This window comes from Mucilaginibacter sp. R-33, from assembly GCF_049949235.1.
GTDB lineage: Bacteria > Bacteroidota > Bacteroidia > Sphingobacteriales > Sphingobacteriaceae > Mucilaginibacter.
In genome coordinates, this window is sequence record NZ_CP188089.1 from 1,822,364 (window position 1) to 1,845,990 (window position 23,627).

The following is a 23,627-nucleotide window of genomic DNA, read 5'->3' on the forward strand; positions in this document are numbered from 1 at the left end:
TAAACCTAAATTATAATGAGAGAAGAAAAAGTTGGAAACTACCGCTGGGTGATCTGCTCGCTGGTATTTTTCGCAACAACCGTTAATTACCTTGACCGGGCAGTAATCAGTTTGCTTAAATCAGACCTTACCAAAGAGTTTAAATGGAATGATGGTGATTATGCAAACATTGAGATAGCTTTTAAAATAGCTTATTCAATAGGTTTGCTGGCCGCCGGACGGATCATCGATAAGATAGGCACCAAACTCGGCTATTTCCTTTCAACACTGTTGTGGAGTATTTCGGCTGTGTGCCACGCTTTTGTTGGCGGCACCTTTGGTTTCGGTGTGGTGCGTTCTGCGTTGGGTCTTAGTGAAGCTGGAAATTTTCCTGCAGCCATTAAAACCGTTGCCGAGTGGTTTCCGAAAAAAGAACGTGCATTTGCTACGGGGATCTTTAACTCGGGTGCAAATATAGGTGCTATAGTTGCACCTTTAACGGTTCCGTTTATCGCAGCTGCCTGGGGATGGCGCTGGGCATTTATTATCACAGGTTCTATTGGTTTTATATGGCTGGTGCTTTGGCAGGTTAATTATCGTGCACCTTCAAAACATAGTAAGGTATCAAAAGCCGAGCTTGATTACATCAACAGTGATCATGACAGTCAAACTGAAGCTTTGCAGCCAGTTGAGCAAAAGAAAATATCATGGGGCAAGCTGCTTTCGTTTAAGCAAACCTGGGCCTTTGTTGTAGGCAAATTCCTTACCGACCCTATATGGTGGTTTTATCTGTTCTGGCTCCCCGACTTTTTGGAAAGCCAGTATCATTTAAAAGGCACAGAAATAGCCATTCCTGTTGCGTTGGTTTATACCATGTCTACCTTTGGCAGCGTTGGCGGCGGTTGGCTGCCCATGAACCTGATTAAAAATAAATGGCCGGTGTTTAAAGCCCGTAAAACATCCATGTTTATTTATGCACTGGCAGTAATACCTATCATATTTGCCCAAATTTTGGGCGGTGTTAATATGTGGCTTGCCGTTATCGTAATTGGTATAGCAGCTTCGGCGCACCAGGCATGGAGCGCTAATATATTCACCACAGTTTCGGATATGTTCCCAAAACGTACTATTGGTTCGGTAACGGGCTTAGGTGGCATGTTCGGCTCTATCGGTGGGGTGTTCCTGTCGCTTGCCGTGCAAAAAAACCTCTTTGTGTATTACCGGTCAATCGGTAAAATTGAGATAGCTTATTATATTATGTTTTTTGTTTGCGGAAGCGCTTACATTTTGGCCTGGCTCATTATGCATTTCCTGGTGCCCAAAATGAAACCAATTGAATTGGATTAACCATATGAAATATAAAAAATAAAGCCGGGTCAAATGATCCGGCTTTATTTTTTATAAAGAGTGACTTACGGCCTGTTCGGCCAGTTCATCAATCCAGCTTGAAAGGTAAGGCTCTGTACCATCAATCCTGATCCATTCGCCGTCTTCATCTTTGGCTATTACCAAATGCAGTGTTTCATCTATTGATTTAAACTCATAGGCGTTTGCGTACCCGCGATTGATTACCTGTTGCGCTGTGCCTTCGATAATGCTGTCAGTCCCCGTAAGTGTGGCATCAAATTGTTGTTCCATAGTTTTTATAATTTATTAAGCTAACATAATTCGGGCAATTTCTGTTTGCATCAGTCTTGGGCTGGCGATCATGTCATATTTTTTAGACTGATAAAATTGTGTTTAAATTTAAGGCTGCTAAAACTTTTAATACACGAGTTACGTTTTGTTAATAATTATAAACCATGAACAGAAGGCTCAGTACAAAATATTTCCAGGTATCGCAAAGGGTATGGGGAACTAAACTATTATTTGTTAACGTTTACATGATCGCTAACCGTCCCGGCGCTGCCAAAGGCTGGGTTTTGGTGGATACGGGATTAAAAGGTTCGGCCAAGAAAATCATTGCTATGGCCGAGGAGCTTTTTGGACCGGGAACCAGACCTGCGGCTATTGTGCTTACACATGGGCATGCTGACCATGCAGGAGGCCTGGCAGAGCTTTTGGAAATCTGGAATGTACCGGTTTATGCCCACTCGCTTGAATTACCGTATTTAACCGGCCTTTCGTCATATCCGCCCGCCGATCCAACGCTGACTGACGGGATGATGAGCTTGTTATCTGTGTTTTTCCCTACGGCACCCATAAACCTGGGCTCCAAAGTAAAGGCAATTGATATGGAGGAAGGGATCCCCGAATTGCCCGAATGGAAAGTGATCCACACACCCGGGCATACGCCGGGCCATATTTCGCTGTTTTTGCCAATAAATTCGACCCTTGTGGCCGGGGATGCCTTTTCAACTACTAAGGCCGAATCAGCTTTATATTCATTTAGTTCGCTTAAAAAGTTAACCGGACCGCCGAGGTATTTCACTACCGACTGGGAAGCTGCTGCCCAATCCGTACGCAGGCTTGCCGCGCTTGAACCACGCACAGTAGCGACAGGCCATGGCCCGATAATGCGCGGCCGTGAGCTGCATGATCAATTGCATGAACTGGCCGATAACTTTGAGCAGATTGCAATACCTGCAAAAGGCCGCTATGTAGGGCATCCCGCTGTCGCCGATGAAATGGGCGTAACCTATATTCCGCCTTATGTAAGCAGCAGTATCTTAAAAGCAACAGTTGGCATCGCAGCTGCACTCGCAACGTTTTTTATTATAAAAGGATTGCAGGAATAGGAGCAGAATCCCATCGCTTTGTGCTTACCTTTACCGCGTGGAAAATTTAAAACCAGATCCAAAAATTCTCATCGATATTGTACAAACTAAAATGCCTTACGGTAAATATAAAGGCACCATTATAGCTGATATCCCGGTATCATACCTGGAATGGATGGCAGGCAAGGGTTTTAGTAAAGATAAAATGGGGATGTTACTTGCAACCACATTTGAGATCAAAACAAATGGGCTGGGCGAGATCCTGTATATGGTGAAGAAACAAGTTCAAGCCCAAGCCCCCCGACCCCCTAAAGGGGGAGGATTCTGATCAGGTTTCTTACCCATCTCATTAAAAAAAGAAGCAGTACTCGTAACGCTTCTTTTTTATGCCAATAACTCCCCTTTAGGGGGCCGGGGGGGGCTACAACCTGTTAAACCAGCCTTTCTTCCAAAATACAAACACCTGTATTATGGCTATCAAAAACATAAACACGATAGCATAAATGTAACCATGGTGCCAATATAGCTCCGGCATGTTATCCGGCAGAAGATGGCCTTTATCATCCTGCCGGGAAAAATTCATCCCATATATACCGGCTATAAAAGTAAGCGGGATAAAGATCACAGAAATGATAGTAAGCACCTTCATGATCTCGTTCATGCGGTTACTTACCATGGATAGGTACAGGTCGATGATACTTGACGTTACCTCTTTATAGTTTTCAATGAGGTCCATGGCCTGGATGCAATGATCATAGGCGTCGCGTAAAAACAATTTAACTTCCGGCGTTATCAACGGACTTTCAGACCGGATCATGTCATTGATCTTATCCCGCTCGGGCCAGCTGGCGCGGCGTACAACAATGAGCGTACGTTTTAATTGCTGGGCATTAAACATGATGGTTTTATCGGCGCTGAGATAAAGCTTATCTTCAAGGGCATCCAAATGATCGCCAATTTCGGCAAGCAGCACAAAGTAGGTATCAATTATAGTGTCAGTAAGCGCATAACACATATATCCGGGGCCCGCGGTACGGATAGCGCCCTTTCCGGCTTTTAAACGGGCTTTTACGGCATCAAAGCGCTCGGTGTGGTCCTCCTCAAAGCTAATGATGATATTATCTTTTATGATAGCCGAAAACTGGCAGTTGATGATCTCATTATCCTTATTAAAATGAACAATACGGCTGGTACAAAAGGCATAATCCTCGTACTCATCAAATTTGGGGCGCTGGTGGGTGTTGGCAATATCCTCCAAAACCAGAGAATTGATATTGCAATGTTCACCAATTTGCTCAATCAGCGAGGCATCGCCCAACCCATTAATCTTGATCCAATGGGTATGATTATCACATTTATTTAGCTGTTTTAATGCTGTTTTGATATCCTTGCCCTCGCAAGTTACCAACTCATCTTTATTGTATGAGTAAACTGATATAATGGGTTTCAGTGCATCCTCGGCTACCCTGATAGTACCTGGTCTGTCGCCTACATTTCCTGCTTGTTTGTGTTTTTTAAGGCGCAGGCGTTTAAAGTTGCCATTCATCTACAAATAGTTTATGGTTTGCGGGCCCTGGTTAAACAGCAGGTCAATGATACTCAGGTTTTTCATAAAGCCCTTGCGGTCTTCAAATACCTGGAAATACGGTTTCTGCTGTATTTCACTTTCCTTTTTTGGATGGATAGAAAACCGAAAATCATGCAGGTTAGGATATTCGGGCTGATATTCATCCGTGTAATTTAATTCTGTTTTTATTTTGGCGAGCTTAAGCAGCAGGTTCAAAAGCTCCTCATTATAATCAAACAAGTAGGTAATTTGTTTTTCATAAAAAGGTGCAAAGTCATCTTCATAAAACTCAAAATAAGCCGAACGGCGATAACAGGCCTGCAAGCTTTGCCAGTGCAGGCGCTGCCACATAAAATCGTAGCTGATTTTTACATCTTTAACTTTAGTGTGATTTTTTGAACCTTTTATTACCGGAACCACCAATGCCAGCACACCATCGGGCGAGTAGATATTAGCCCGGTTGCGATAAGTTTGTTTGGGGAAATGTTCTTCTTTTTCTATCAGTATATCAGGCTTATACGTATTTAATTGTACAAAATAATCTACCGGCGGAAGATAAAACATGGGTAACACAGCGCCTTTTTCAATCATATATTTTATGTTTGTGCTCAAAATTGGCTAAAATAATGATAAAAAAGGGTTTTACTAAGTTAGGGATATTAATTTTATACCTTATATCGTTGCTTCCCTTTTGGTTTTTATACATTTTATCCGATATCGCATTTGTTATTATTTACTACATTGTTCATTACCGCCGTGATGTAGTGCAGCAAAACCTCCGCAATTCCTTTCCCGAAAAAACAGATCAGGAGCGCCGTGATATTGAACGAAAATACTATCGTTATCTGGCCGACCTGATAGTGGAAACCATTAAAATGATCACCGTATCAGAAAAACAGATCCGGAAAAGGGTAGTGGCTACCAATTCCGACCTGGTGTTTGAATACTTTACTAAAGGTAAAAGTATTATTGCAGTTGCCGGCCATTATTGCAATTGGGAAATGGCAGCCCTAAATTTCAACTTTGTTACCGATAAAAGGTTCATGATCATTTACAAAAACCTGTCTAACAAAACGTTTGATGATTTTTTCATTAAGATCCGTTCAAGGTTTGGTGGGCAGCCGGTTGCTATGAAGCAAACACTGCGTAAAATGATTGAATACCGTAAGGAACTTACCGTTAGTGTGCTTGTTGGTGATCAAACTCCGGTGATGCATGAGGTAAACTATTTCACCAATTTTTTAAATCAGCCAACCGCGGTATTTTTGGGTATTGAAAAGATTGCCAAAACAATTGACGCCGCTGTTGTTTTTTACGACATGAAAAGGGTAAAACGCGGATATTATGAATATACGCTAATCCCACTTACCGAAACACCAAAAGAAACTGCCGAACACGAAATAACAGATATGCATGTGAAATACCTTGAGGGAATGATCAGGAGAGAACCGCAATACTGGTTATGGTCGCACCGAAGATGGAAGTTTAAGCCGGAGGATTTACATAGATGACCCATACACCTAAAGTTGCTGTAGTTATTTTAAACTGGAACGGCATAAAGTACCTTAAACAATTTCTCCCTTCGGTATTATCCTCAACGTATCCTAACCTGGATATCGTTATGGGGGATAACGCTTCTTCGGATGATTCAGTAGCGTTTATGCGCGCAAACTATCCATCGGTAAGGATTATCCAAAATGATAAAAACTACGGTTTTACAGGAGGTTATAACCGGGTACTGGCACAGGTTGATGCTGATTATTATATCCTGCTTAATTCGGATGTGGAGGTAATCCCCGGCTGGATCGAACCTGTTATCGAATTAATGGAAAGCGATGGTTTAATTGCTGCTGCTGCTCCAAAGATCCGGTCATACGCACAAAAAGAATACTTTGAACATGCCGGCGCTGCCGGTGGCTTTATTGATAAGCACGGCTATCCCTTTTGCCGTGGCAGAATCTTTTACGAGCTGGAAAAGGATAACGGTCAATATGAGCAATCAGGTGAGGTATTCTGGGCATCGGGAGCTTCTTTGTTTATCAAAAAAAGCATTTGGGATGAAGCCGGTGGCTTTGATGAAAGCTTTTTTGCCCATATGGAAGAGATCGACCTTTGCTGGCGCTTAAAAAACATGGGTTATAAAGTAATGTATTGCGCGCAATCAGCCATATATCACGTTGGCGGCGGTACGTTAAATGCCGAAAATCCGTTTAAGACTTATCTCAATTTCAGGAATAACCTGCTGCTTATAAAAAAGAACCTTCCATTTTGGCGGGCGTTTTGGGTGATCAGCATCCGCTTTATAATGGATCTACTGGCCTTGTTCAGGTTTTTGATGGAAGGTAAACGCAAAGATGCCTGGGCAGTAAGCCGGGCACACCAAAGCTTTGTGTTAAGCCTCTTTAAGAAGGTTAAAAGCGAAAAGCTAAAGGCGAAAGGTAACGCGGTACAAAACACAAAAGGTATATACAGGGGCAGTATTGTTTGGGATTTCTTTGTTAAAAAGAAAACTCATTTTACTGATCTTGATCCTTCGGAGTTTTAGCGGCATCTGTACCCTGTTCCGGTTCTGCTGCTTCGTTGATTATGCCGGGCGCCTCGACCTTAATAGGTGGCAAACCCTTAGGCCATATCACCCGTACATCCTGCTGGCGGAATGGAATGTCGATTCCTTCTCTGTTAAATGCATCGTAAATATCGGCTAATACGCGGCTCTTAAGTCCAAGCCAGGTGTTGATATCGGCTGCCCAGAAAAACACCCTGAAATCAACCGAGCTTTCATTTAAATTATGCAGGAATACAGAAGGCGATGGCTGGTTCATGATATCATCATGGTTAGTTAATAAATTTAACAATATTGCCTTAACCTGCTCAATGTTTGATCCATATGCTACCCCAATAATCAGTTCAACCCGGCGATTGTTATTACTTAAGGTCCAGTTAATTACGTGGTGAGATATTAAGTCGCCGTTAGGGATAATTACCTCCGCGCCATCGGCGGTAGCAATTTTACTGGCACGGATGCCGATATCCATAATAGTACCCGAACGGCTGTCAACTTCAATAATATCACCAACCTGGATCGGTTTCTCGAAAGCAAGTATCAAACCCGATACGAGGTTGTTAACGATATTCTGTAAGCCAAAACCAATACCAATACCAAAGGCGCTGATAATGATAGTAATCTTATCAATAGGCACTCCTGAAGCAGCTACGGCCAGGAAGAAGCCTAAAGCAATTACCCCGATACGGATAAGCAGGGTAGAGGTGCGGTTCTTTTTCTTGGCTACATCAATATCATTGGCATGCTTGGCTGCAATATCATAAAGATAGCTGATTATCTTTGACGCGATAGATGACAGCCAGATCACGGCCACAAATATGATCACGCTTTGAAACGTGAACTGGGTATTGGTACCCCCGATGCTGCGGTTTTTGGTCAGAAAATCGCCCAGGTAATCAAATACGGTATCTTCAACGTTCAGGTTTTGGGTAAGCATTACCAGCCATAGCAAGGTAGCCAATATGCTCAGCACACTCCTGAACTTATTTTGCATTAATTTATAATCGATAAAAGAAGTTAGGTTGTTGCTCTTTTTACCGGCTTCCAGTTGCAGGAACAAGGCTTCCATAATGATATGCACTATGTAATACATAGCAAGGGCAAGCCACAGGTTATAAACTACACTAACACCAATGATTTTAGCCAAACTCACCCTGCCGAAAACATTACATAAAAAAGATGCTCCCTGCAGAAATATGAAAACCTTCAATATAAAGCCGGTATAAGGCAGGTAATCAGCCCTGGCCTTGCGCACTTCTGATAAAAACCTGAAACTTATTACCGATGCAGCGAGGCCTGAAATTAATATAACTACCCTGTCGATATTGGTTACCTGGATATAAAGATTGCTCAGGCTGTAAATAATAGTGATGCCAAATAGCTGCAGCATATAACGGAACATAGTTGCAGGGCATGCCTTTTTTATGAGGTAAAGCAGGGCAATCATTAGCACCAATAAAAACATCTCCAATACAATTACCGGCGGGTGATCATAAACGTTTGGCAGCAACGTAAAAGTTAAAACAATTGAGGATACAAACGGATAATTTACAACGTAATTGGCCTGGCCAAACACACTTTCGGGCGCATCGTTATCACGTATGATCCTACGGCGACTGGCGCGGACCCAGGCAAAAAAAACAAATAGAACCACCAGGCCAGAAAGATGGATCAGGATATCCCGACCTATAAAAAAGTTGAACAGCTTGGCGTTCATATCGGCCGTAGCTTTTGTTGCCGGGCCGAAATCGCTGCCTTCATCAGCATTCATGTTCCATATGTTGCTATACTCTTGAGACATCGCCCTGATGCTGAAATCCCTGATCTTGGTATCAATCTGGTCTTTGAGGTCAAGTATCGAAATATAAACAGCCGAGGTGCGGTTTTGCAGCAGGCCTACTTTTACCATCACCTTTTTGTTGGTAGTGTCCAAGCGGTGATATTTGCTGTCGATTGCTATTTTTTGGATGAGATAGGTAGTAGCCAGCGAACTATCAGCAGGCAGGATTTTTAAAACGCTATCGCGCGATATGGCGTCCAGATCGTTTTGATTTTGAACAAGTTTACTGTTGATATCTGCAAGCTGCTCCTGCCAAAGGTCAAGCTGGTCATCACTGCGGGTAAGCACATCCCTGATGGTATACAGGTACCTTAACGTGCTCGATTTATCATTATCAATAAGCGATTTGATGAGCGTAATCCGCCTTTCAAATGATGGTAGCTTAGTGCTGATCTCTGCCGTGTCTAACTTTTTTGACAGGTTGCTTTTGATCTGGTTAAAGGCAGATGTATAATATTCAACTTTTTGCAGCAGGTTATTTACCGATGTATCCGAGCGTTTGAGCGCACGCATCATCGAATCGCGCGAAAGGATAGAGGCGCGGAGCGAGTCTCTTACCGATTTTGACCTTTTCTTTTTGGCTTGGGCAAATGCATCAACACTGAATAACAGCGTAACAAAAAGCAAACTTAGCGCGGCAACCCTGAATATTTTAAGCATCTGGAACAATAAGCTGAAAGCAATGTTTAAACGCTTTTACACCAAAAGCGTTTTATCAAAACGATAAAATATTTTAATATTATTTAAGCGACAGGTTTTCAATGGCCAGGCGATAACTATCCATCCCGAAACCCGCAATTACACCACGACAACTGGCCGCTATCATTGATTTATGCCTGAACTGCTCGCGCTTGTGCACGTTGGATATATGCACTTCAATAACCGGGGTATTGATGGCAGAAATTGCATCTGCAATAGCAATGGAGGTATGGGTATAAGCGCCGGCGTTTATTACAATACCATCGTAACTAAAACCAATTTCATGCAGTTTATTTATAATTTCGCCCTCAATGTTGCTTTGATAATAATCAATGGTGATGTTTGCATAGCGTTGGCGCAGGGTTTCAAGATAGGTTTCAAAACTGGCATCGCCATAAATTGATTTTTCGCGAACGCCTAACAGGTTCAAATTGGGGCCGTTTATAATTTGTATCTTCATTAGTTCAAACTTAGCTATAAATCATCAAAACTAAAATCAATTGGATTGGCGTTCGGCAATAAAAGGTTTCCAGGCATATTTAAAATTAGAGAAGTCGCTATCCGACAACTCTATCGAAGCTTACAGCAGAGATATAGAAAAATTATATCAATATTCAGATTCACAGATAGTTAAACTAAAGCCAGAATTAATTACTTTAACTGATTTGCGCGGGTTCATTAACTGGATAAATGAACTGGGTATGATCCCTTCATCGCAAGCCAGGATTCTTTCGGGCATAAAAGCTTTTTATAAATACTTGCTGATGGAAGATATTATTAAATCTGACCCGTCAGAACTGCTCGAATCGCCCAAGATCAGGCGTAAACTGCCGGATACATTGAGCTATGAAGAGATCAACAAAATTATAGCTGCCTTAGACCTATCCAAACCCGAAGGCATGCGAAACAAAGCCATCCTGGAAACTCTATACGGTTCAGGCCTGCGTGTATCCGAGCTTACCGAACTGAAACTCTCCAACCTGTACCTTGATATTGAATTTATAAAGGTGACCGGTAAAGGCAATAAGGAACGATTGGTGCCGATAGGCAGCGAAGCTATAAAAGCGCTGAAGATCTGGATAGAAAATGTAAGGGTACATAACCCAATAAAAAGAGGTGAGGAGGATTATGTTTTCCTGAACAGGCGCGGCACAAGGTTAAGCCGGCAGATTATTTTTTTAACCATCAAAGGGTTGGCTGAAACCATCGGATTGAAGAAAAAGATAAGTCCGCATACCTTTCGGCATTCCTTTGCCACACACCTGGTTGAAGGGGGCGCCGATTTACGGGCAGTACAGGAGATGCTGGGACATGAAAGTATCACCACAACAGAGATCTATACCCATTTAGACAGGGAGTATTTAAAAAGCACCATCAGCCAATTCCATCCGCGGAGCTAAAACGGGCGATCAGATGAGGTACTGATCAATTACATCCTGAGGGATCTTTGCACCGCGTCCGGTAGCCATGTCAATCATCACATAATCAAACCAACCATCGCAGCAGATCTTTTTAGTGGCTTTATTGGTGATGGTAAACTTCACACGGCAGCCTTTGTCGTCAATACTTTCAATACCGGTTTTCACAATAAAGTAATCGCCCATGGTTAAAGCACGTTTATAATCCACATGGGCGGTACGTACTACCCACCCGAAGCCGCGTTCCATAAATTTTTCCATCGCCATTCCATAGCAACGCTCCATCTGGTCGTAACGCGCAGCCAGTACATAATCAAAATATTTGCTGTTATGTACGTGCTGAAACATGTCGATATCATCGGGGCGTACGCGAAACTCAGATTCAAAAGTGGAAAGTTGGAGTGGTGTATCCATGCAGCAAATATAGTAAACCTATTTAAGCGAAAGGAAAGCCTCCAGTTTCTCATTAAAAGTGTTCCCGTGATCGCAATTGGTAAAAAATACATAGCCGGACTGCCGGGCCTTATCCATCAGGAAGCCAGATTGAAAATTACCGTTATTGCCCGAATGCAGGTAAAACGTACCCACCGGGCTTTGTGCAATTGCTATGCCCAGCCCCCAGGTTGAATAACCTGCCTTGCGGAAATCTTCGGCAAGCGGAACAGTTAACTGCGGACGGAACATTTCCCGGATGCTGTTCTTGCTCAACCCTTTGTCTTTCATTAAGGCTATGATGAAAGTTGCATAGTCCAAAGCATTGGTATGCAGTGTTGCCGCCGGGTTAAAAGTATTTGAATCTATCTGCAAAGATGGTAACACCGGCCAATTTGACCCACCAACAGGATCTACATGCCCCTCCTGGTGACCTGAGACCTTGTGCTTCAGGATATAGGGATTAGCAGTGAACGAACTGTGGGCCATGTGCAGGGGAACGGTTACTTCTTGTTCAAATACCGGCTCAATATTTTGCAATGACCGGTTAAGTAGATGAGCGATCACTTTGCCCAGGTAAAGAAAACCCTCGCCCGAATAAAAAAATGAGGTGCCGGGTGTAAATTTCAAGTAAAGGTTCCCGGGTTTAACGTGCAGCGCGGAATCAGCGGGAAAGAAGCGCCAGTTTGGTAACCCGGATTGATGAGAAAGCACCATCCGGGCGGTGATTAGTTTGTATCTCTCATCATGTGCGATATCAGGATAGGGAAGATATTTATACAAAGGAGTATCCAGGCTTAATATTCCGCGATCTGCCATTTTTAAAACCCAATAAGTAAATATTGGTTTGGAAAGTGAGGCTGCTTCAAAAATCGACTGCTCGTCTACAGGCGCTTTTGTTTTAATATCTTTTATACCCAAAGCCCGGTGATAAACTATCTTACCTTTATTTATAAATGCGATAGATACCCCCGGGAGCTGCAACGAATCCATTTGTTTTTTCAAAAAAGCATCCATAGCAGTGTTACTGATAAGTTTCCCGGCTGGGCTTATGATCTGTGCTTGTAAGTTGCAGATGAGCCCGGACAAAACTAAACAGGTAAGTATAAGCAACCAGGTAGATTTATTGTGTATCTGAGAAGATCGCATGTTTTGCATAAAGTAAGTTTTTAAATGGGACGCGAACATTAAAGATTTCGTTACAGGTTATTTTACATTTTAAACGCCGCACCTCATTGCCGGATTTCTGCCTGTCTATTAAAACATCTAAAAACAAAAAGCGGACGATTTTGTGGATCGTCCGCTTTTCGATGAGGATATAGAATCTATTTTATGACCACCACTTAAGCGGAAAAACTATCTTATCAACCGAGCTCGCTACCATATCCGGTTTAAACGCGTAATGGCTCAACTGATCTTTACTGGAGATACCGGATAGCACCAGGATAGTTTTATATCCCATTTGTACACCGCCCTGGATATCAGTTTCCATCGTATCGCCAATTACAGTGGTTTCGGCAGTTTCAAGGCCCAGGAATTTCCTTGCCGAGCGCATCATTACCGGGCTTGGCTTGCCGGTTACAAAAGCCTTACGGCCGGTAGCTTCCTCTATCATGGCTGTTGTAGCTGCAATACCCAAATTGTTCCAGCCCGGTTTTTTAGGGGATGGGTCCCTGTTGGTGGTTATAAACTTGGCGCCCGCCAGGATCATGTCGACCGCACGCTGCACCATTTCCAATGTAAAGTTGCGGCCTTCGCCCAAGACAACAAACTCCGGGTCGGAATCAACAAGTGTGATGCCGTTTTCGTGCAAACTGCTCAATAGGCCACCTTCGCCAAGCACAAAAGCGGTACCGTTGGGGCTTTGATCGCCCAGGAATTTCCCGGTAGCCATGGCGCTTGTATAAATATGTTTTGTTTCTACAGTTATTCCCAATCTTTTAAGTTTCCGTACAACCTCCAGGCTGGTACGCTGGCTGTTGTTGGTCATAAAGGCAAATGGTATATCGTTATCAATAAGGTGTTTGATGAATTTATCAGCGCCCTGTATCAGTTCTTCGCCGCTGTAAATCACACCATCCATATCAATTAAAAGACCTTGTTTCATGCGTATAAATTATAAATGTTTTGTTTTATTAAAGAGGTGGTGTTGAATACCCGGTGTTTTAAGCTCCCTCAAAAAAATCGATCAGGCCGCCAAAGTAACTCTCGTTCCACCCGTCAACAATATCATTATAATCATCATCGGGAATGTTGGTGTGCCTTAACTCGGCCGAAGTGCCTTGCTTATCAGCATGTAATTTGATGGTAACGATAGAATTATCGCTTTGTCCTTCAAAATACCATTGCTGAACCACCTTTTTATTGGGTTCAAACTCGACGTTTTTACCCACGATACTGCCATCCCACATAGAAAATTCGGTACCGGGCTCTGTCGACATTTCGGCGACTTCGCCAGTCCACAATTCAATTGTAACCGGGTTGGTGATGGCCATGTATATCTCTTCGGGAGTGGCCGGTATGCTGTAATATTTTTTATAATCTTTCACCCGCGCAATTTAGCTCAAATAATTTAAACCTTCACCGGGCCAATCGGCAAAACGGTTTTTCCATAAATCTCATTCAAAACATTAGCCATACCTGTGTAAATAGCCGATGCCCCGCAAATGATACCTTCATAACCGGCCAGGTGTTTAATGCCCGCATTGCCTGTAACATCACCAGCCACTAACAGGAAAAATAAAATAGTTAACGATGCAAAAACAAATTGCAGCGCACGGTTAAGCCTCAATGTTCCAAAAAACAACAGCAGGGTAAATAAACCCCAAATGCTTAGGTAAGCGATCATGGCACCTTCAGATGGCGCAGTTCCCCAGCCAAATTTGGGCATTACCAACAGGCCCACTAATGAAAGCCAGAAAAATCCGTACGAAGTGAATGCTGTCAGCCCGAAGGTATTGTTCTTTTTAGCTTCGATAACACCGGCAATAACTTGCGCCAAACCGCCGTAAAATATGCCCATAGCTAATATCATGGTGTTCATTTCAAAAAAACCGGCATTGTGAATGTTTAATAAAACGGTGGTCATTCCGAAAGCGCAAAGGCCAAGTGGCGCGGGGTTGGCAATGCCATCCTTCACTGGTACTGGTGTGGTAGGGATCATAATAGGTTTTAGTTTATATGGTTTGTACCGCAAGCTAACTGATTTATAAATATTAAGCAAGTTTTTCACACCCTTAACCTACTTTTGCATTAACCCAATTCAACCCCTGCCGGCAGATGGGCTTTAAACAACAACAATAAAATTTTTCTCTTGAAGAGAGATTTAGAGACACCTACCTATGCAAAAATTAGTATTAATACGCCACGGAGAGAGTACCTGGAATCAGGAAAACAGATTTACAGGCTGGGAAGATGTCGACCTGTCAGAAAAAGGTTACGAACAGGCCCATCTCGCCGGAAAGATCCTTAATAAAAACGGCTACAATTTTGATATCGGCTTTACATCTTATTTAAAGAGATCCATTAAAACGCTCCATTATATTTTGGAAGAACTTGATCATTTATGGATCCCCGTCGAAAAATCATGGCGGTTGAACGAACGGTTTTATGGTGCCTTACAAGGGTTAAATAAAGATGAAACCATTGCCCGATACGGCGAAGAACAGGTGTTAAAATGGCGGCGCGACCCTAATGAACACCCGCCCGCTATAACCAAAGATGATGCGCGCTATCCGGGTCATGATCTCAGGTACAAGGACCTGACCGAGCGTGAGCTCCCGCTGACCGAAAACCTGAGCGAAACTATGGATAGGGTATTGCCCTTTTGGAACGAAAGAATTGTCAGGGCCTTGCGCCGCAATCAAAAGGTTATTGTAGCGGCACATGGTAACAGCCTGCGTTCGCTTATAAAATATATTGATAATTTAAATGATAAGGAAGTCACTTCGCTGGAAATCCCTACCGCTACCCCCTGGGTTTATGAACTTGATGGGGATTTAAACAGGATCAGGCATTATTACCTGGAATAATTTATCCTCCGGATCTTCATTTCTCTTTTTTATGTAGCACAATTGTTTATCTTGTAAGCCATAAACCAATTAATCCCTAATTAAGACGAATGAAAAAATCCGACATCTATGAGGTCGCCATTAAAATACTGGGTATATACCTGTTGGTGGCCGATATCTCTAAACTTCCCGGCCTGATCACTTTTATCGGTAACCATGCAAGTTCCCCTGCCGAACAGCAGCCTGCCGATCAGGGAAACCTTTTGTTGGTAAACGGGTTAAACTTTATTTTCCTGATCATATTGGCGGTGCTGTTAATTGCCGGTACTAAAAGGATCACCCGCTGGATCACTAATGAAAGTGATTACCAGGAAAACGCGAAACTTTTTGCCGAACGAAAAGTCATCTACGAAATATCCCTGGTAATAATAGGAGGGTTATTGTTAGTTGGCACTATCCCTGATTTTTTATATCACCTGTATACGCTTGCTAACGTTAATGAACAAAGCAGTGTAATATCGGCAGGGGCAAAAATATTTATCGGCATAATTACCGTGGCATTTGCCAAAAGGATAGGGGCTTATTTTGCCAAATAAATTTGAACAACTTTAATGTATTGAAAGAGCGGCCTTTTTGGACGCTTTTTTTGTTTGCGGCCGGCCATATGTTAACCGTTGTCAAAACTCTTTCAACCATGGGTTGTCCACACCTGATGTGTATGACCAAAGGGTGTTCCACTAAAAAAAAGGCCAAAAATCTTAAATATCTGATTATTAGCAATATAGTTACCTTTCACTTTTTGAACCACTTAAGTTGTTGATAACCAGTGGTAACATAAATGCGCAGTATTCCACAATGTTCCGCTTCTGAAAATGGAACACTTTATATAAATGTAAAAAGTTTCAAGGTTTACTTAACAATAAGTTAATGAAATAGCAATAATTACGAATTAACCTTTGTGCAGCTTTACCGTATAATTTAACATTATTAACTTATACATTAAAACCTAAAAAAATCATTATGCTAAAACTTACTAATCTACGTATGTGGGTATTGGCCGCTGCCGCAACAGGCATGCTGGCAAGCTGTCAGAAAAATGGCCAGATGCCTGCATTGAAAGATGCTGATCAAACTGCAACCGGTGCAAAAACGATTAAAACCTTAGCTGTGTCCTTAACACAGGGTTTTGAAGTTGGCGCAACCAGTCCAAAAACTGCTTATGATGTATCACCAACCGGTTCATCAAGCGGCGACAATGTTACCCTATCCGGCAGTTCATGGAATATGTATGATGCCCTGATCGGTAATCTCGCAGCAGATCAAAAAGCAGGCTCATGGAGTGCCCGTGTACGCAATACCGGTAAAATTACCATGTTGTTTGATGTTACTACCGGCATAAGTACTGTTACTATTAAAAGTGCAACTTATAACGGCGATACTCCAAGCACATGGGGATTGTTTTATTCTGTTAACGGAGGTTCGTCCTGGACGCAATCCGGCTCAGCAATTACTACTACTGCAACCCTTACTACATCAACTTTTACTGTTACACAAACCGGTAATGTACGTTTAGAGATCCGTAAATTATCCGGCGGCACCAACCGTATCAATATTGATGATATCACCATTAATGATAACGGCGGCGGCGGTACAGGCGGGGGTACTGTACTTACAGGCAAAAAATTCCTGTTTGATGCAAGTCACCTGGAAAATGCAGGCAGCGCCGACTGGCAAATAGATGCCGACGGCACTGAGCAGGTTGCTATTTACACAGGCGGTACCACTACCGAAACCAAGGCACAACGCATTCCTACTCCGTCATACACAGGTATTACTTCATCTACTACCGAAACTTATTGGAAAGGCGCTCTTTCAGCATGGGCTGTAGAATTGGTAAAACGAGGCGAACTGGTTGAATCGTTACCTGTAGGCACTGCCATCACTTATGGCGGCGGTGGAGCCCAGGATTTGAGCAATTACGATGTATTTGTTGTTTGCGAACCTAACCGCTTATTTACTGCCGCCGAGAAAACTGCTTTGATGAACTTTGTAGCAAACGGTGGTGGTTTATTTATGATAGCTGATCATACGGCGGCAACAACTGCCGGTACCGATGCTAATGGCTACAATCCTTCAGACCGCGATGGTGATGGTTATGATTCGCCAAGGGTTTGGAATGACTTAATGACCAACAATGGCATCAATAACAACAACCCTTTCGGCTTTAGTGTAAATTATGTTGATATCAACGAAAGCCCGTCAACCAACGTTTATACCGGCTCCAATGCCGATGCGCAAAAAGTGCTGAATGGTGCGGCAGGTACTGCTTCAAAAATGGCTTTCTACGATGGTTCTACAGCAACCTTGTTCCCGGCCAACAACTCAACCGTACAGGGCTTATTCTGGCGTAACAGCGCTACCAATGGTGGCAATGCCAACGCTATGGCATTATTGGCAACCTATGGAAGCGGCCGTGTTGTTTGGATCGGCGACAGCTCGGACGCCGATGACGGCACAGGTGATACAGGCGATAACCTGTTTAATGGTTGGTCGGGTGATGCTCCGTCAGGATATACCTCGCATTCGTCATTTCATTTAAATGCTTCATTCTGGCTGGCCAAAGCCCAGTAAGCATAAAATAACCTTAGAACGGGAGAATTTTCATTTGTTAGTTTAAGTCCGGTTGCCCGTGGCAACCGGACTTTTTTATTACCCCGCTTCAAACAAGTTAGTTGCTTTTGCAGTTATATATTATACGAAGGTGATCAATGAACTCATCTTCTGTTTTACCTATACAAAAACTTCACCATGAAAAATTATGAAACCTTAGTGGATGCCACTAATGACCTCATGAAGAGGGGATATACGGCCAACCTTAGCCTTGATGGCGATACTATTGATGATAAAGAAAAAGATATCAGGATGACCGCCGATGACTTTGAGATCGATGAGTTTTACCGCTTTGAAGGTCCAAGTAATCCATCGGATATGTCGATAGTATACGCTGTATCATCATCAAAATATAACTTAAAAGGAGTGCTGGTAAATGCATATGGTACTTATGCCGATGATAGCTCATCCGCGTTAGCTGCCAAATTGCATCATGGGCAGGTAAGTCATAACCTGCACGGCGACGACAGGCCCACGGCGTAAGTAAGTCGAAAGTCTTAAGTCAAAAATCTTAAGTTAAAAGTCGGTGACAAATATTTCTGTAGGGACAGCGGGATATTTGTTGGCGGCTTTTGGCTTTTAATATAACAGCCAATTTTTAAACGTCTGCCCTTCGGGGGATTAGAGAGGCTTAGATCTCAATTCCTTCGTCATTTTTTTTCCTGCCGACTGGATAGCCGCCGTACCATTACGCGTTAAAAATTCAAGCTGGGCCGGTAGCTCATCGGCCACCCAGGGGTAACGGTGCCGCAAATTAAACAAAGCCCAACCAGCAAATACTTTCACCGCTATTTTAACTTTTGGATCTATCATCCAGTCAAAAAGCTGCTCAACCGCTGGTTCAAGATCGATGCTGTTCAGTTTTTGTTTTACCGACGATTGTTCTTTTTCTTCGGTGGCGTGCATCAATATTTTAGCATAATGCCTTTGGCAGCCTGGATTGGTAACCTGTGGTAACCGTTCAATCAAATATTCAAGATTATTGGTAAAAACCTCAGGGTCTTTTAAAAACATGTTTTCCAGGAGCCACGCCGCACGGAACCCGAGGGGTTTATCAGCATGAAAGGTAATCTCTATCAGGTCGCGCAAATCAAACTGTTGTTCCGTCAAAATACGGCTTAATTCAAGCACTTTGAGTTTGCCTATGGTATTCGCTATTTTTTGGGTAAGTTCGTCGCGGGTCATTGGTAGCCTAAAAGTAAAAAAATACCGGGGCCTAACCTAAAACACTTGTTCATTTTTGGCATTCACTTTCAATGTCATCAAAAGTTATACATTTGCTATCCGTATTAAAAATTTAAGAGATACATGGTTAAATTCAACCGATTCACACTTGACAATGGCCTTAGGGTTATTGTGCATGAAGATAATACAACGCCAATGGCGGTGCTTAACATTTTATATGATGTTGGTGCACGCGATGAAGATCCTGAACAAACCGGCTTTGCCCATTTGTTTGAGCATCTCATGTTTGGCGGATCAGTCAATATCCCTGTTTATGACGAACCACTGCAAAGGGTAGGAGGTGAAAATAATGCCTTTACCAGCAACGATATCACCAACTATTATATCACTCTGCCATCGGCTAACCTGGAAACCGCATTTTGGTTGGAGAGTGACCGGATGCTGAGCCTTGCTTTTAGCGAAAAAAGCCTTGAGGTGCAGCGTAACGTAGTTATAGAGGAGTTTAAACAGCGGTACTTAAATCAGCCATACGGCGATGTTTGGTTAAAGCTTCGTCCGCTGGTTTACAAAAAACACCCTTATCGTTGGGCGACTATCGGCAAAACCATCAAACATATCGAGGATGCACAAATCGAAGACGTAAAAGCGTTCTTCAAAAAACATTATAACCCACAAAACGCCATTATGGTAGTAGGAGGTAACGTAACAACTGAACAGGTAAAAAAGCTCTCCGAAAAATGGTTTGCTCCGATCCCGGCCGGCGAAAGATATCACCGCAGCCTTCCCCAGGAACCTGAACAGCAGGAAGCCCGCCGCGAAACGGTTACCGCCAAAGTACCACTCAATGATGTGTATATCGCTTTTCAGATGGGGGCCCGCACAGATCAAGATTACTATGTGGTAGAGCTGCTTTCGGATATTCTTTCGCGCGGCAATTCATCACGGTTATATAAATCGCTGATTAAGGAAAAACAGATTTTTAGCGAGGTGCATGCCTATATTACCGGCAGTTTGGATAAAGGCATGTTTGTGTTAGAAGGCAAACCGCTCGATGGCATCAGCATTGAACAGGCAGAGACTGCATTATGGGAGGAACTGGAGAAAATAAAAACTGAGGAGATCCCGGCAGATGAACTTACTAAAGTTCAGAACAAAACCGAGTCAACCATGATATTTTCCGAAATGTCGCTATTGGATAAGGCCATGAACCTGGCTTCATTTGAATTGCTGGGCGATGCTGACCTGATCAACCATGAAACAGCAAAATATCTTGCTGTAAGCGCGGCCCAGGTAAAAGCACAAGCCAATAAACTATTCATAAAAGATAATTCATCAACGCTTATTTATCTGGCGGAGAAATAAAAGAACCCTGATTGAAAGGATTTTAGAATTGCCCTGATGCATACAGTTATTCGGATCAGGAAATCTTTAAATCACGCCAACCAAGGGCAAACAATATACATATGATCAACAGAAAATTAGCCCCCGAATTCAGGGCTATCGATAATATTAATCTGATTAGGCCAGAGCACAAGAAACTAAGCAATGGCTGCAACATTTTTTGCTTTAACTCCGGCGACCAGGAGCTTGTGCGCATTGAGTGGGTCTTCGGTAACCTAAGCTTTGATCCGGCGAAACCATTGCTTAACATGGCCGTAAACTCCATGCTTACTGATGGCACTACAACTTTAACTGCTGCACAGATTGCCGACAAAATTGACTTTTACGGCGCCTTTTTACAGGTTGACTATGGATATGAAAACTCGCAGGTAACACTGTATAGCTTAAATAAACACCTGCACCATACTTTACCGGTTATTGCCGATATCCTGAATAATTCCATTTTTCCGGAGAAGGAACTGGAAACCTTTAAGCGCAACCAACAACAAAAATTGCAGGTTAGTCTGCAAAAAAATGATGTGGTGGCCCGCAGAGCATTTAACAGGGCTGTTTATGGAACTACCATTTTTGGATATGCTGCTGAGATGACCGACTATCAAACCCTGCAGCATGATGATATGCTGGCACATTACAAAAAAATGTACCAGCCTTCCAATTGCACTATCGTTATAGCGGGTAAGATTGAGCCTGAAATGCTGACATTGCTTACCGATACGTTTGATAAAGACTGGGAAAACAGCCCAACCCCGGCGGTTACAATTCAGCCCGATATTAAGGCCGCCGCCGACCTGTTTTATTTTACAGAGAAACCGGAAGCTTTGCAATCGGCTATCCGGATAGGTACGCCTATCATCAACCGTTCGCATGAAGACTTCCAGGCGTTACAGGTTTTAAATACAGTATTCGGTGGTTATTTTGGATCGCGGTTAATGGCTAATATCCGCGAGGATAAAGGGTATACCTATGGTATAGGATCGGGGCTGGCGTCATTTAAGCAGGGCGGATCATTTTTTATAGCGACAGAGGTTGGTGCAGATGTTTGTAAGTCGGCGGTTGCCGAGATTGAAAAAGAAATGAACCTGTTGAAAACCGAACTGGTACCGGAAGAGGAACTTTCCCTGGTGCGCAATTACATGTTAGGCTCATTATTAGGAAGTTTGGAGAATGTATTTTCGCATGCTGATAAGTTCAAAACCATCTATTTTGCAGGTTTGGATTACGATTATTATGACAGGTATACGGTGACCGTAAAAAACATAACTTCAGATAAGCTGATCCAACTGGCTAATACTTATTTCAACTTCGATCAGTTTTATAAAGTGATTGTAGGGAAATATTAATTTTTGACTTCGGAATTGGGATGTTCGATTTCGGATTACTTTGATTTCGGAAATTCGCTTTTTGATTTGTCTAACGGCGAATCAGAAAGCGAAACTCCCAAATTCTTGAATGGATTTGAGCAGTAAAAATAAAATAAATCCGAAATCGAACATTCGAAATCCCAAATCCCGAATTATCATCTTAAGGCAATTTTAAATAAATAGAAAAGCGAAATTCCGAATTCCGAAATATTTTATTACCTTTGCCCGGCAAATAATAACTCCAAAATAATTATTTGCTATGCAGTTAGACCCATCAAAATTTGTTGCCGAAGGATTAACTTACGACGACGTTTTACTACTCCCGGCTTATTCAGAAGTGTTACCGCGCGAAGTGAATACCGGCACTTACTTAACTAAAAGCATCCGGTTAAACATTCCTATTATCTCGGCCGCCATGGATACCGTTACCGAGGCTGATTTGGCTATCGCCATTGCCCAGGCGGGTGGCATAGGCATGTTGCACAAAAACATGACCATCCAGGCACAAGCCGATGAAGTACGTAAAGTAAAACGCTCGGAAAGCGGCATGATCCAGGATCCTGTTACCTTGCGTGAAGATGCTTTACTGGCAGACGCTTTTCAACTGATGAAAGAATTCAGCATTGGCGGCATTCCTGTTATCGATGCAGATCACAACCTGAAAGGCATCATCACCAACCGCGACCTTCGTTTCCAAAAGGACATGAGCATTCCGGTTACTGAGGTAATGACCAAAACTAACCTGATCACCGCACCGGCAGGAACTACCTTGACTGATGCTGCCAACATACTGCAAAGCAATAAAATTGAGAAGCTACCGGTTGTGAATAATGATGGGAAACTGGTAGGCCTCATCACTTATAAAGACATTCAAAAGGTTAAAAACTTTCCTAATGCCTGTAAAGACGAATTCGGTCGTTTACGTGTAGGCGCTGCTGTTGGTGTTGCTGCCGACAATATTGATCGTGTAACTGCCCTGGTTAATGCCGGTGTAGATGTGATTACAGTTGATACAGCTCATGGCCATTCAAAAGGAGTTATTGATATGGTTAAGGCAGTTAAAAAACTCTATCCTAACCTGCAGGTAATTGCCGGTAACATTGCAACGGGCGATGCTGCTATCGCACTTGCTGACGCCGGTGCTGATGCGGTTAAAGTAGGTATTGGCCCGGGCTCGATTTGTACAACCCGTATCATTGCCGGTGTGGGTGTACCACAATTATATGCGGTATATGAGTGCGCCAAGGCACTTGAAGGCCGTGGCGTTCCGGTAATTGCCGATGGCGGTATTAAACAAACCGGAGATATCGTTAAAGCTATTGCCGCCGGTGCAAGCTCAATCATGGCAGGTTCATTATTTGCCGGTGTTGAAGAGTCGCCCGGCGAAACTATTATATATGAAGGCCGTAAATTTAAATCATACCGTGGTATGGGTTCGGTTGAGGCGATGGCCAAAGGCTCAAAAGACCGCTATTTTCAGGATGAAACCGATGTGGTGACAAAACTGGTACCGGAAGGAATTGTTGGTCGCGTGCCGTTTAAAGGCAGCATGGCCGAAGTGATTTTCCAGTACATCGGTGGTTTACGTGCCGGCATGCACTATTGCGGTGCTGCCAATATCGAAGACCTCCAACGTGCCAAATTTGTGAGGATCACCGCTGCTGGTATGCGCGAAAGTCATCCGCATGATATTACTATCACTAAAGAAGCCCCTAACTATACAAGCAGGTAATTCTTAATATAAACTGCATAAAATAAGGCGGCTGAAAGATCCTCTATCTTTCA

At 43.0% G+C, this 23,627-nt stretch carries 24 protein-coding genes; 13 read left to right on the plus strand and 11 right to left on the minus strand.

Annotated features, from left to right (window positions below):
• Nucleotides 1-15 precede the first annotated feature (15 nt).
• Complete coding sequence (locus tag ACP26M_RS07680) at nucleotides 16-1,326, plus strand: MFS transporter (protein WP_354482892.1); 1,311 nt, start codon at nucleotides 16-18, stop codon at nucleotides 1,324-1,326.
• Nucleotides 1,327-1,377: 51 nt separating this feature from the next.
• Here the strand turns inward: ACP26M_RS07680 and ACP26M_RS07685 are convergent, their stop codons facing one another.
• Nucleotides 1,378-1,617 (minus strand): hypothetical protein, encoded by a 240-nt coding sequence (locus ACP26M_RS07685; RefSeq protein ID WP_354482889.1) that lies wholly within the window; start codon nucleotides 1,615-1,617, stop codon nucleotides 1,378-1,380.
• Nucleotides 1,618-1,781: 164 nt separating this feature from the next.
• On the opposite strand from ACP26M_RS07685, the gene ACP26M_RS07690 reads away from it, so the two are divergent.
• Together ACP26M_RS07690 and ACP26M_RS07695 are read left to right on the plus strand one after the other, a co-directional pair.
• On the plus strand, nucleotides 1,782-2,717 hold the full coding sequence (locus tag ACP26M_RS07690) for an MBL fold metallo-hydrolase (protein WP_426587654.1): 936 nt from the start codon (nucleotides 1,782-1,784) through the stop codon (nucleotides 2,715-2,717).
• 37 nt (nucleotides 2,718-2,754) lie between these two features.
• The gene (locus ACP26M_RS07695) at nucleotides 2,755-3,024 is read left to right on the plus strand and encodes a DUF3820 family protein (RefSeq protein WP_426587656.1); all 270 of its coding nucleotides are present in this window, start codon (nucleotides 2,755-2,757) and stop codon (nucleotides 3,022-3,024) included.
• Nucleotides 3,025-3,117: 93 nt separating this feature from the next.
• On the opposite strand, the gene corA is transcribed toward ACP26M_RS07695, so the two are convergent.
• Nucleotides 3,118-4,242, minus strand: coding sequence for a magnesium/cobalt transporter CorA (corA, locus tag ACP26M_RS07700; RefSeq protein WP_090525713.1), 1,125 nt, complete (start codon nucleotides 4,240-4,242; stop codon nucleotides 3,118-3,120).
• Entirely contained in the window at nucleotides 4,243-4,854 is a 612-nt protein-coding gene (locus tag ACP26M_RS07705; RefSeq protein WP_426587659.1) for a WbqC family protein, read from the minus strand. It lies immediately after the preceding gene.
• A gap of 35 nt (nucleotides 4,855-4,889) precedes the next feature.
• Between ACP26M_RS07705 and ACP26M_RS07710 the strand changes: the two genes are divergently transcribed.
• Together ACP26M_RS07710 and ACP26M_RS07715 are read left to right on the plus strand one after the other, a co-directional pair.
• Nucleotides 4,890-5,774 carry a lysophospholipid acyltransferase family protein gene (locus tag ACP26M_RS07710; protein ID WP_426587661.1) on the plus strand — a complete coding sequence of 295 codons (885 nt, stop codon included), beginning with the start codon at nucleotides 4,890-4,892 and terminating at the stop codon, nucleotides 5,772-5,774.
• Nucleotides 5,771-6,808 carry a glycosyltransferase family 2 protein gene (locus tag ACP26M_RS07715; RefSeq protein WP_426587663.1) on the plus strand — a complete coding sequence of 346 codons (1,038 nt, stop codon included), beginning with the start codon at nucleotides 5,771-5,773 and terminating at the stop codon, nucleotides 6,806-6,808. The genes ACP26M_RS07710 and ACP26M_RS07715 overlap by 4 nt, the downstream gene beginning before the upstream one ends.
• Here ACP26M_RS07715 and ACP26M_RS07720 read toward each other — a convergent pair.
• Both ACP26M_RS07720 and aroQ read right to left on the minus strand, forming a co-directional pair.
• A complete protein-coding gene (locus ACP26M_RS07720) occupies nucleotides 6,780-9,326 on the minus strand; it encodes a mechanosensitive ion channel family protein (protein WP_426587665.1) in 2,547 nt (848 codons plus the stop codon). The genes ACP26M_RS07715 and ACP26M_RS07720 overlap by 29 nt on opposite strands.
• A 79-nt stretch (nucleotides 9,327-9,405) precedes the next feature.
• Complete coding sequence (gene aroQ, locus ACP26M_RS07725; protein ID WP_188831937.1) at nucleotides 9,406-9,825, minus strand: type II 3-dehydroquinate dehydratase; 420 nt, start codon at nucleotides 9,823-9,825, stop codon at nucleotides 9,406-9,408.
• A 40-nt stretch (nucleotides 9,826-9,865) separates the two neighbouring features.
• Between aroQ and xerD the strand changes: the two genes are divergently transcribed.
• Complete coding sequence (xerD, locus tag ACP26M_RS07730) at nucleotides 9,866-10,765, plus strand: site-specific tyrosine recombinase XerD (protein ID WP_426587667.1); 900 nt, start codon at nucleotides 9,866-9,868, stop codon at nucleotides 10,763-10,765.
• 9 nt (nucleotides 10,766-10,774) lie between these two features.
• On the opposite strand, the gene ACP26M_RS07735 is transcribed toward xerD, so the two are convergent.
• The 5 genes from ACP26M_RS07735 to ACP26M_RS07755 all read right to left on the minus strand — a co-directional run bounded on the left by ACP26M_RS07735 (nucleotide 10,775) and on the right by ACP26M_RS07755 (nucleotide 14,378).
• Nucleotides 10,775-11,197 (minus strand): acyl-CoA thioesterase, encoded by a 423-nt coding sequence (locus tag ACP26M_RS07735; protein WP_090525696.1) that lies wholly within the window; start codon nucleotides 11,195-11,197, stop codon nucleotides 10,775-10,777.
• An 18-nt stretch (nucleotides 11,198-11,215) separates the two neighbouring features.
• Complete coding sequence (locus tag ACP26M_RS07740; RefSeq protein WP_373613828.1) at nucleotides 11,216-12,232, minus strand: serine hydrolase domain-containing protein; 1,017 nt, start codon at nucleotides 12,230-12,232, stop codon at nucleotides 11,216-11,218.
• Between the two features lie 313 nt (nucleotides 12,233-12,545).
• Nucleotides 12,546-13,322: an HAD-IIA family hydrolase gene (locus ACP26M_RS07745; RefSeq protein ID WP_090525692.1), complete on the minus strand. Its 777-nt coding sequence runs from the start codon at nucleotides 13,320-13,322 to the stop codon at nucleotides 12,546-12,548.
• A 58-nt stretch (nucleotides 13,323-13,380) separates the two neighbouring features.
• The gene (locus ACP26M_RS07750; RefSeq protein ID WP_090525689.1) at nucleotides 13,381-13,764 is read right to left on the minus strand and encodes an SRPBCC domain-containing protein; all 384 of its coding nucleotides are present in this window, start codon (nucleotides 13,762-13,764) and stop codon (nucleotides 13,381-13,383) included.
• 23 nt (nucleotides 13,765-13,787) lie between these two features.
• Complete coding sequence (locus ACP26M_RS07755) at nucleotides 13,788-14,378, minus strand: acetate uptake transporter (protein WP_426587671.1); 591 nt, start codon at nucleotides 14,376-14,378, stop codon at nucleotides 13,788-13,790.
• Nucleotides 14,379-14,556: 178 nt separating this feature from the next.
• Here ACP26M_RS07755 and gpmA point away from each other — a divergent pair, with 178 nt between their 5' ends.
• The 4 genes from gpmA (at nucleotide 14,557) to ACP26M_RS07775 (ending at nucleotide 18,378) form a co-directional block, all read left to right on the plus strand.
• Nucleotides 14,557-15,246: a 2,3-diphosphoglycerate-dependent phosphoglycerate mutase gene (gene gpmA, locus ACP26M_RS07760; RefSeq protein ID WP_426587673.1), complete on the plus strand. Its 690-nt coding sequence runs from the start codon at nucleotides 14,557-14,559 to the stop codon at nucleotides 15,244-15,246.
• 89 nt (nucleotides 15,247-15,335) lie between these two features.
• The gene (locus tag ACP26M_RS07765) at nucleotides 15,336-15,821 is read left to right on the plus strand and encodes a hypothetical protein (RefSeq protein WP_090525680.1); all 486 of its coding nucleotides are present in this window, start codon (nucleotides 15,336-15,338) and stop codon (nucleotides 15,819-15,821) included.
• 424 nt (nucleotides 15,822-16,245) lie between these two features.
• The gene (locus ACP26M_RS07770) at nucleotides 16,246-17,856 is read left to right on the plus strand and encodes a hypothetical protein (RefSeq protein ID WP_218117147.1); all 1,611 of its coding nucleotides are present in this window, start codon (nucleotides 16,246-16,248) and stop codon (nucleotides 17,854-17,856) included.
• 177 nt (nucleotides 17,857-18,033) lie between these two features.
• Nucleotides 18,034-18,378, plus strand: a complete 345-nt coding sequence (locus ACP26M_RS07775) for a phosphoribosylpyrophosphate synthetase (protein ID WP_090525677.1) — start codon at nucleotides 18,034-18,036, stop codon at nucleotides 18,376-18,378.
• Nucleotides 18,379-18,516: 138 nt separating this feature from the next.
• Here the strand turns inward: ACP26M_RS07775 and ACP26M_RS07780 are convergent, their stop codons facing one another.
• A complete protein-coding gene (locus ACP26M_RS07780) occupies nucleotides 18,517-19,080 on the minus strand; it encodes a hypothetical protein (protein WP_426587676.1) in 564 nt (187 codons plus the stop codon).
• Nucleotides 19,081-19,203: 123 nt separating this feature from the next.
• Between ACP26M_RS07780 and ACP26M_RS07785 the strand changes: the two genes are divergently transcribed.
• The 3 genes from ACP26M_RS07785 (at nucleotide 19,204) to guaB (ending at nucleotide 23,574) form a co-directional block, all read left to right on the plus strand.
• A complete protein-coding gene (locus tag ACP26M_RS07785) occupies nucleotides 19,204-20,442 on the plus strand; it encodes a M16 family metallopeptidase (protein ID WP_426587678.1) in 1,239 nt (412 codons plus the stop codon).
• Nucleotides 20,443-20,543: 101 nt separating this feature from the next.
• Nucleotides 20,544-21,821: a M16 family metallopeptidase gene (locus ACP26M_RS07790; RefSeq protein ID WP_373613832.1), complete on the plus strand. Its 1,278-nt coding sequence runs from the start codon at nucleotides 20,544-20,546 to the stop codon at nucleotides 21,819-21,821.
• Between the two features lie 280 nt (nucleotides 21,822-22,101).
• Nucleotides 22,102-23,574, plus strand: a complete 1,473-nt coding sequence (gene guaB / locus ACP26M_RS07795; protein WP_426587680.1) for an IMP dehydrogenase — start codon at nucleotides 22,102-22,104, stop codon at nucleotides 23,572-23,574.
• Nucleotides 23,575-23,627: the final 53 nt, after the last annotated feature.

Excerpts from the sequence above, each read along its gene's own strand:
- guaB (WP_426587680.1), top strand. The coding sequence starts at position 22,102 with ATGCAGTTAGACCCATCAAAATTTGTTGCCGAAGGATTAACTTACGAC.
- ACP26M_RS07775 (WP_090525677.1), top strand. The coding sequence starts at position 18,034 with ATGAAAAATTATGAAACCTTAGTGGATGCCACTAATGACCTCATGAAG.
- ACP26M_RS07785 (WP_426587678.1), top strand. The coding sequence starts at position 19,204 with ATGGTTAAATTCAACCGATTCACACTTGACAATGGCCTTAGGGTTATT.
- ACP26M_RS07705 (WP_426587659.1), bottom strand. The coding sequence starts at position 4,854 with ATGATTGAAAAAGGCGCTGTGTTACCCATGTTTTATCTTCCGCCGGTA.
- ACP26M_RS07745 (WP_090525692.1), bottom strand. The coding sequence starts at position 13,322 with ATGAAACAAGGTCTTTTAATTGATATGGATGGTGTGATTTACAGCGGC.
- aroQ (WP_188831937.1), bottom strand. The coding sequence starts at position 9,825 with ATGAAGATACAAATTATAAACGGCCCCAATTTGAACCTGTTAGGCGTT.
- ACP26M_RS07680 (WP_354482892.1), top strand. The coding sequence starts at position 16 with ATGAGAGAAGAAAAAGTTGGAAACTACCGCTGGGTGATCTGCTCGCTG.
- ACP26M_RS07765 (WP_090525680.1), top strand. The coding sequence starts at position 15,336 with ATGAAAAAATCCGACATCTATGAGGTCGCCATTAAAATACTGGGTATA.
- ACP26M_RS07690 (WP_426587654.1), top strand. The coding sequence starts at position 1,782 with ATGAACAGAAGGCTCAGTACAAAATATTTCCAGGTATCGCAAAGGGTA.
- ACP26M_RS07715 (WP_426587663.1), top strand. The coding sequence starts at position 5,771 with ATGACCCATACACCTAAAGTTGCTGTAGTTATTTTAAACTGGAACGGC.
- corA (WP_090525713.1), bottom strand. The coding sequence starts at position 4,242 with ATGAATGGCAACTTTAAACGCCTGCGCCTTAAAAAACACAAACAAGCA.
- ACP26M_RS07735 (WP_090525696.1), bottom strand. The coding sequence starts at position 11,197 with ATGGATACACCACTCCAACTTTCCACTTTTGAATCTGAGTTTCGCGTA.
- ACP26M_RS07740 (WP_373613828.1), bottom strand. The coding sequence starts at position 12,232 with ATGGATGCTTTTTTGAAAAAACAAATGGATTCGTTGCAGCTCCCGGGG.
- ACP26M_RS07770 (WP_218117147.1), top strand. The coding sequence starts at position 16,246 with ATGCTAAAACTTACTAATCTACGTATGTGGGTATTGGCCGCTGCCGCA.
- ACP26M_RS07720 (WP_426587665.1), bottom strand. The coding sequence starts at position 9,326 with ATGCTTAAAATATTCAGGGTTGCCGCGCTAAGTTTGCTTTTTGTTACG.
- ACP26M_RS07710 (WP_426587661.1), top strand. The coding sequence starts at position 4,890 with ATGATAAAAAAGGGTTTTACTAAGTTAGGGATATTAATTTTATACCTT.
- ACP26M_RS07780 (WP_426587676.1), bottom strand. The coding sequence starts at position 19,080 with ATGACCCGCGACGAACTTACCCAAAAAATAGCGAATACCATAGGCAAA.
- ACP26M_RS07685 (WP_354482889.1), bottom strand. The coding sequence starts at position 1,617 with ATGGAACAACAATTTGATGCCACACTTACGGGGACTGACAGCATTATC.
- ACP26M_RS07790 (WP_373613832.1), top strand. The coding sequence starts at position 20,544 with ATGATCAACAGAAAATTAGCCCCCGAATTCAGGGCTATCGATAATATT.
- ACP26M_RS07755 (WP_426587671.1), bottom strand. The coding sequence starts at position 14,378 with ATGATCCCTACCACACCAGTACCAGTGAAGGATGGCATTGCCAACCCC.
- gpmA (WP_426587673.1), top strand. The coding sequence starts at position 14,557 with ATGCAAAAATTAGTATTAATACGCCACGGAGAGAGTACCTGGAATCAG.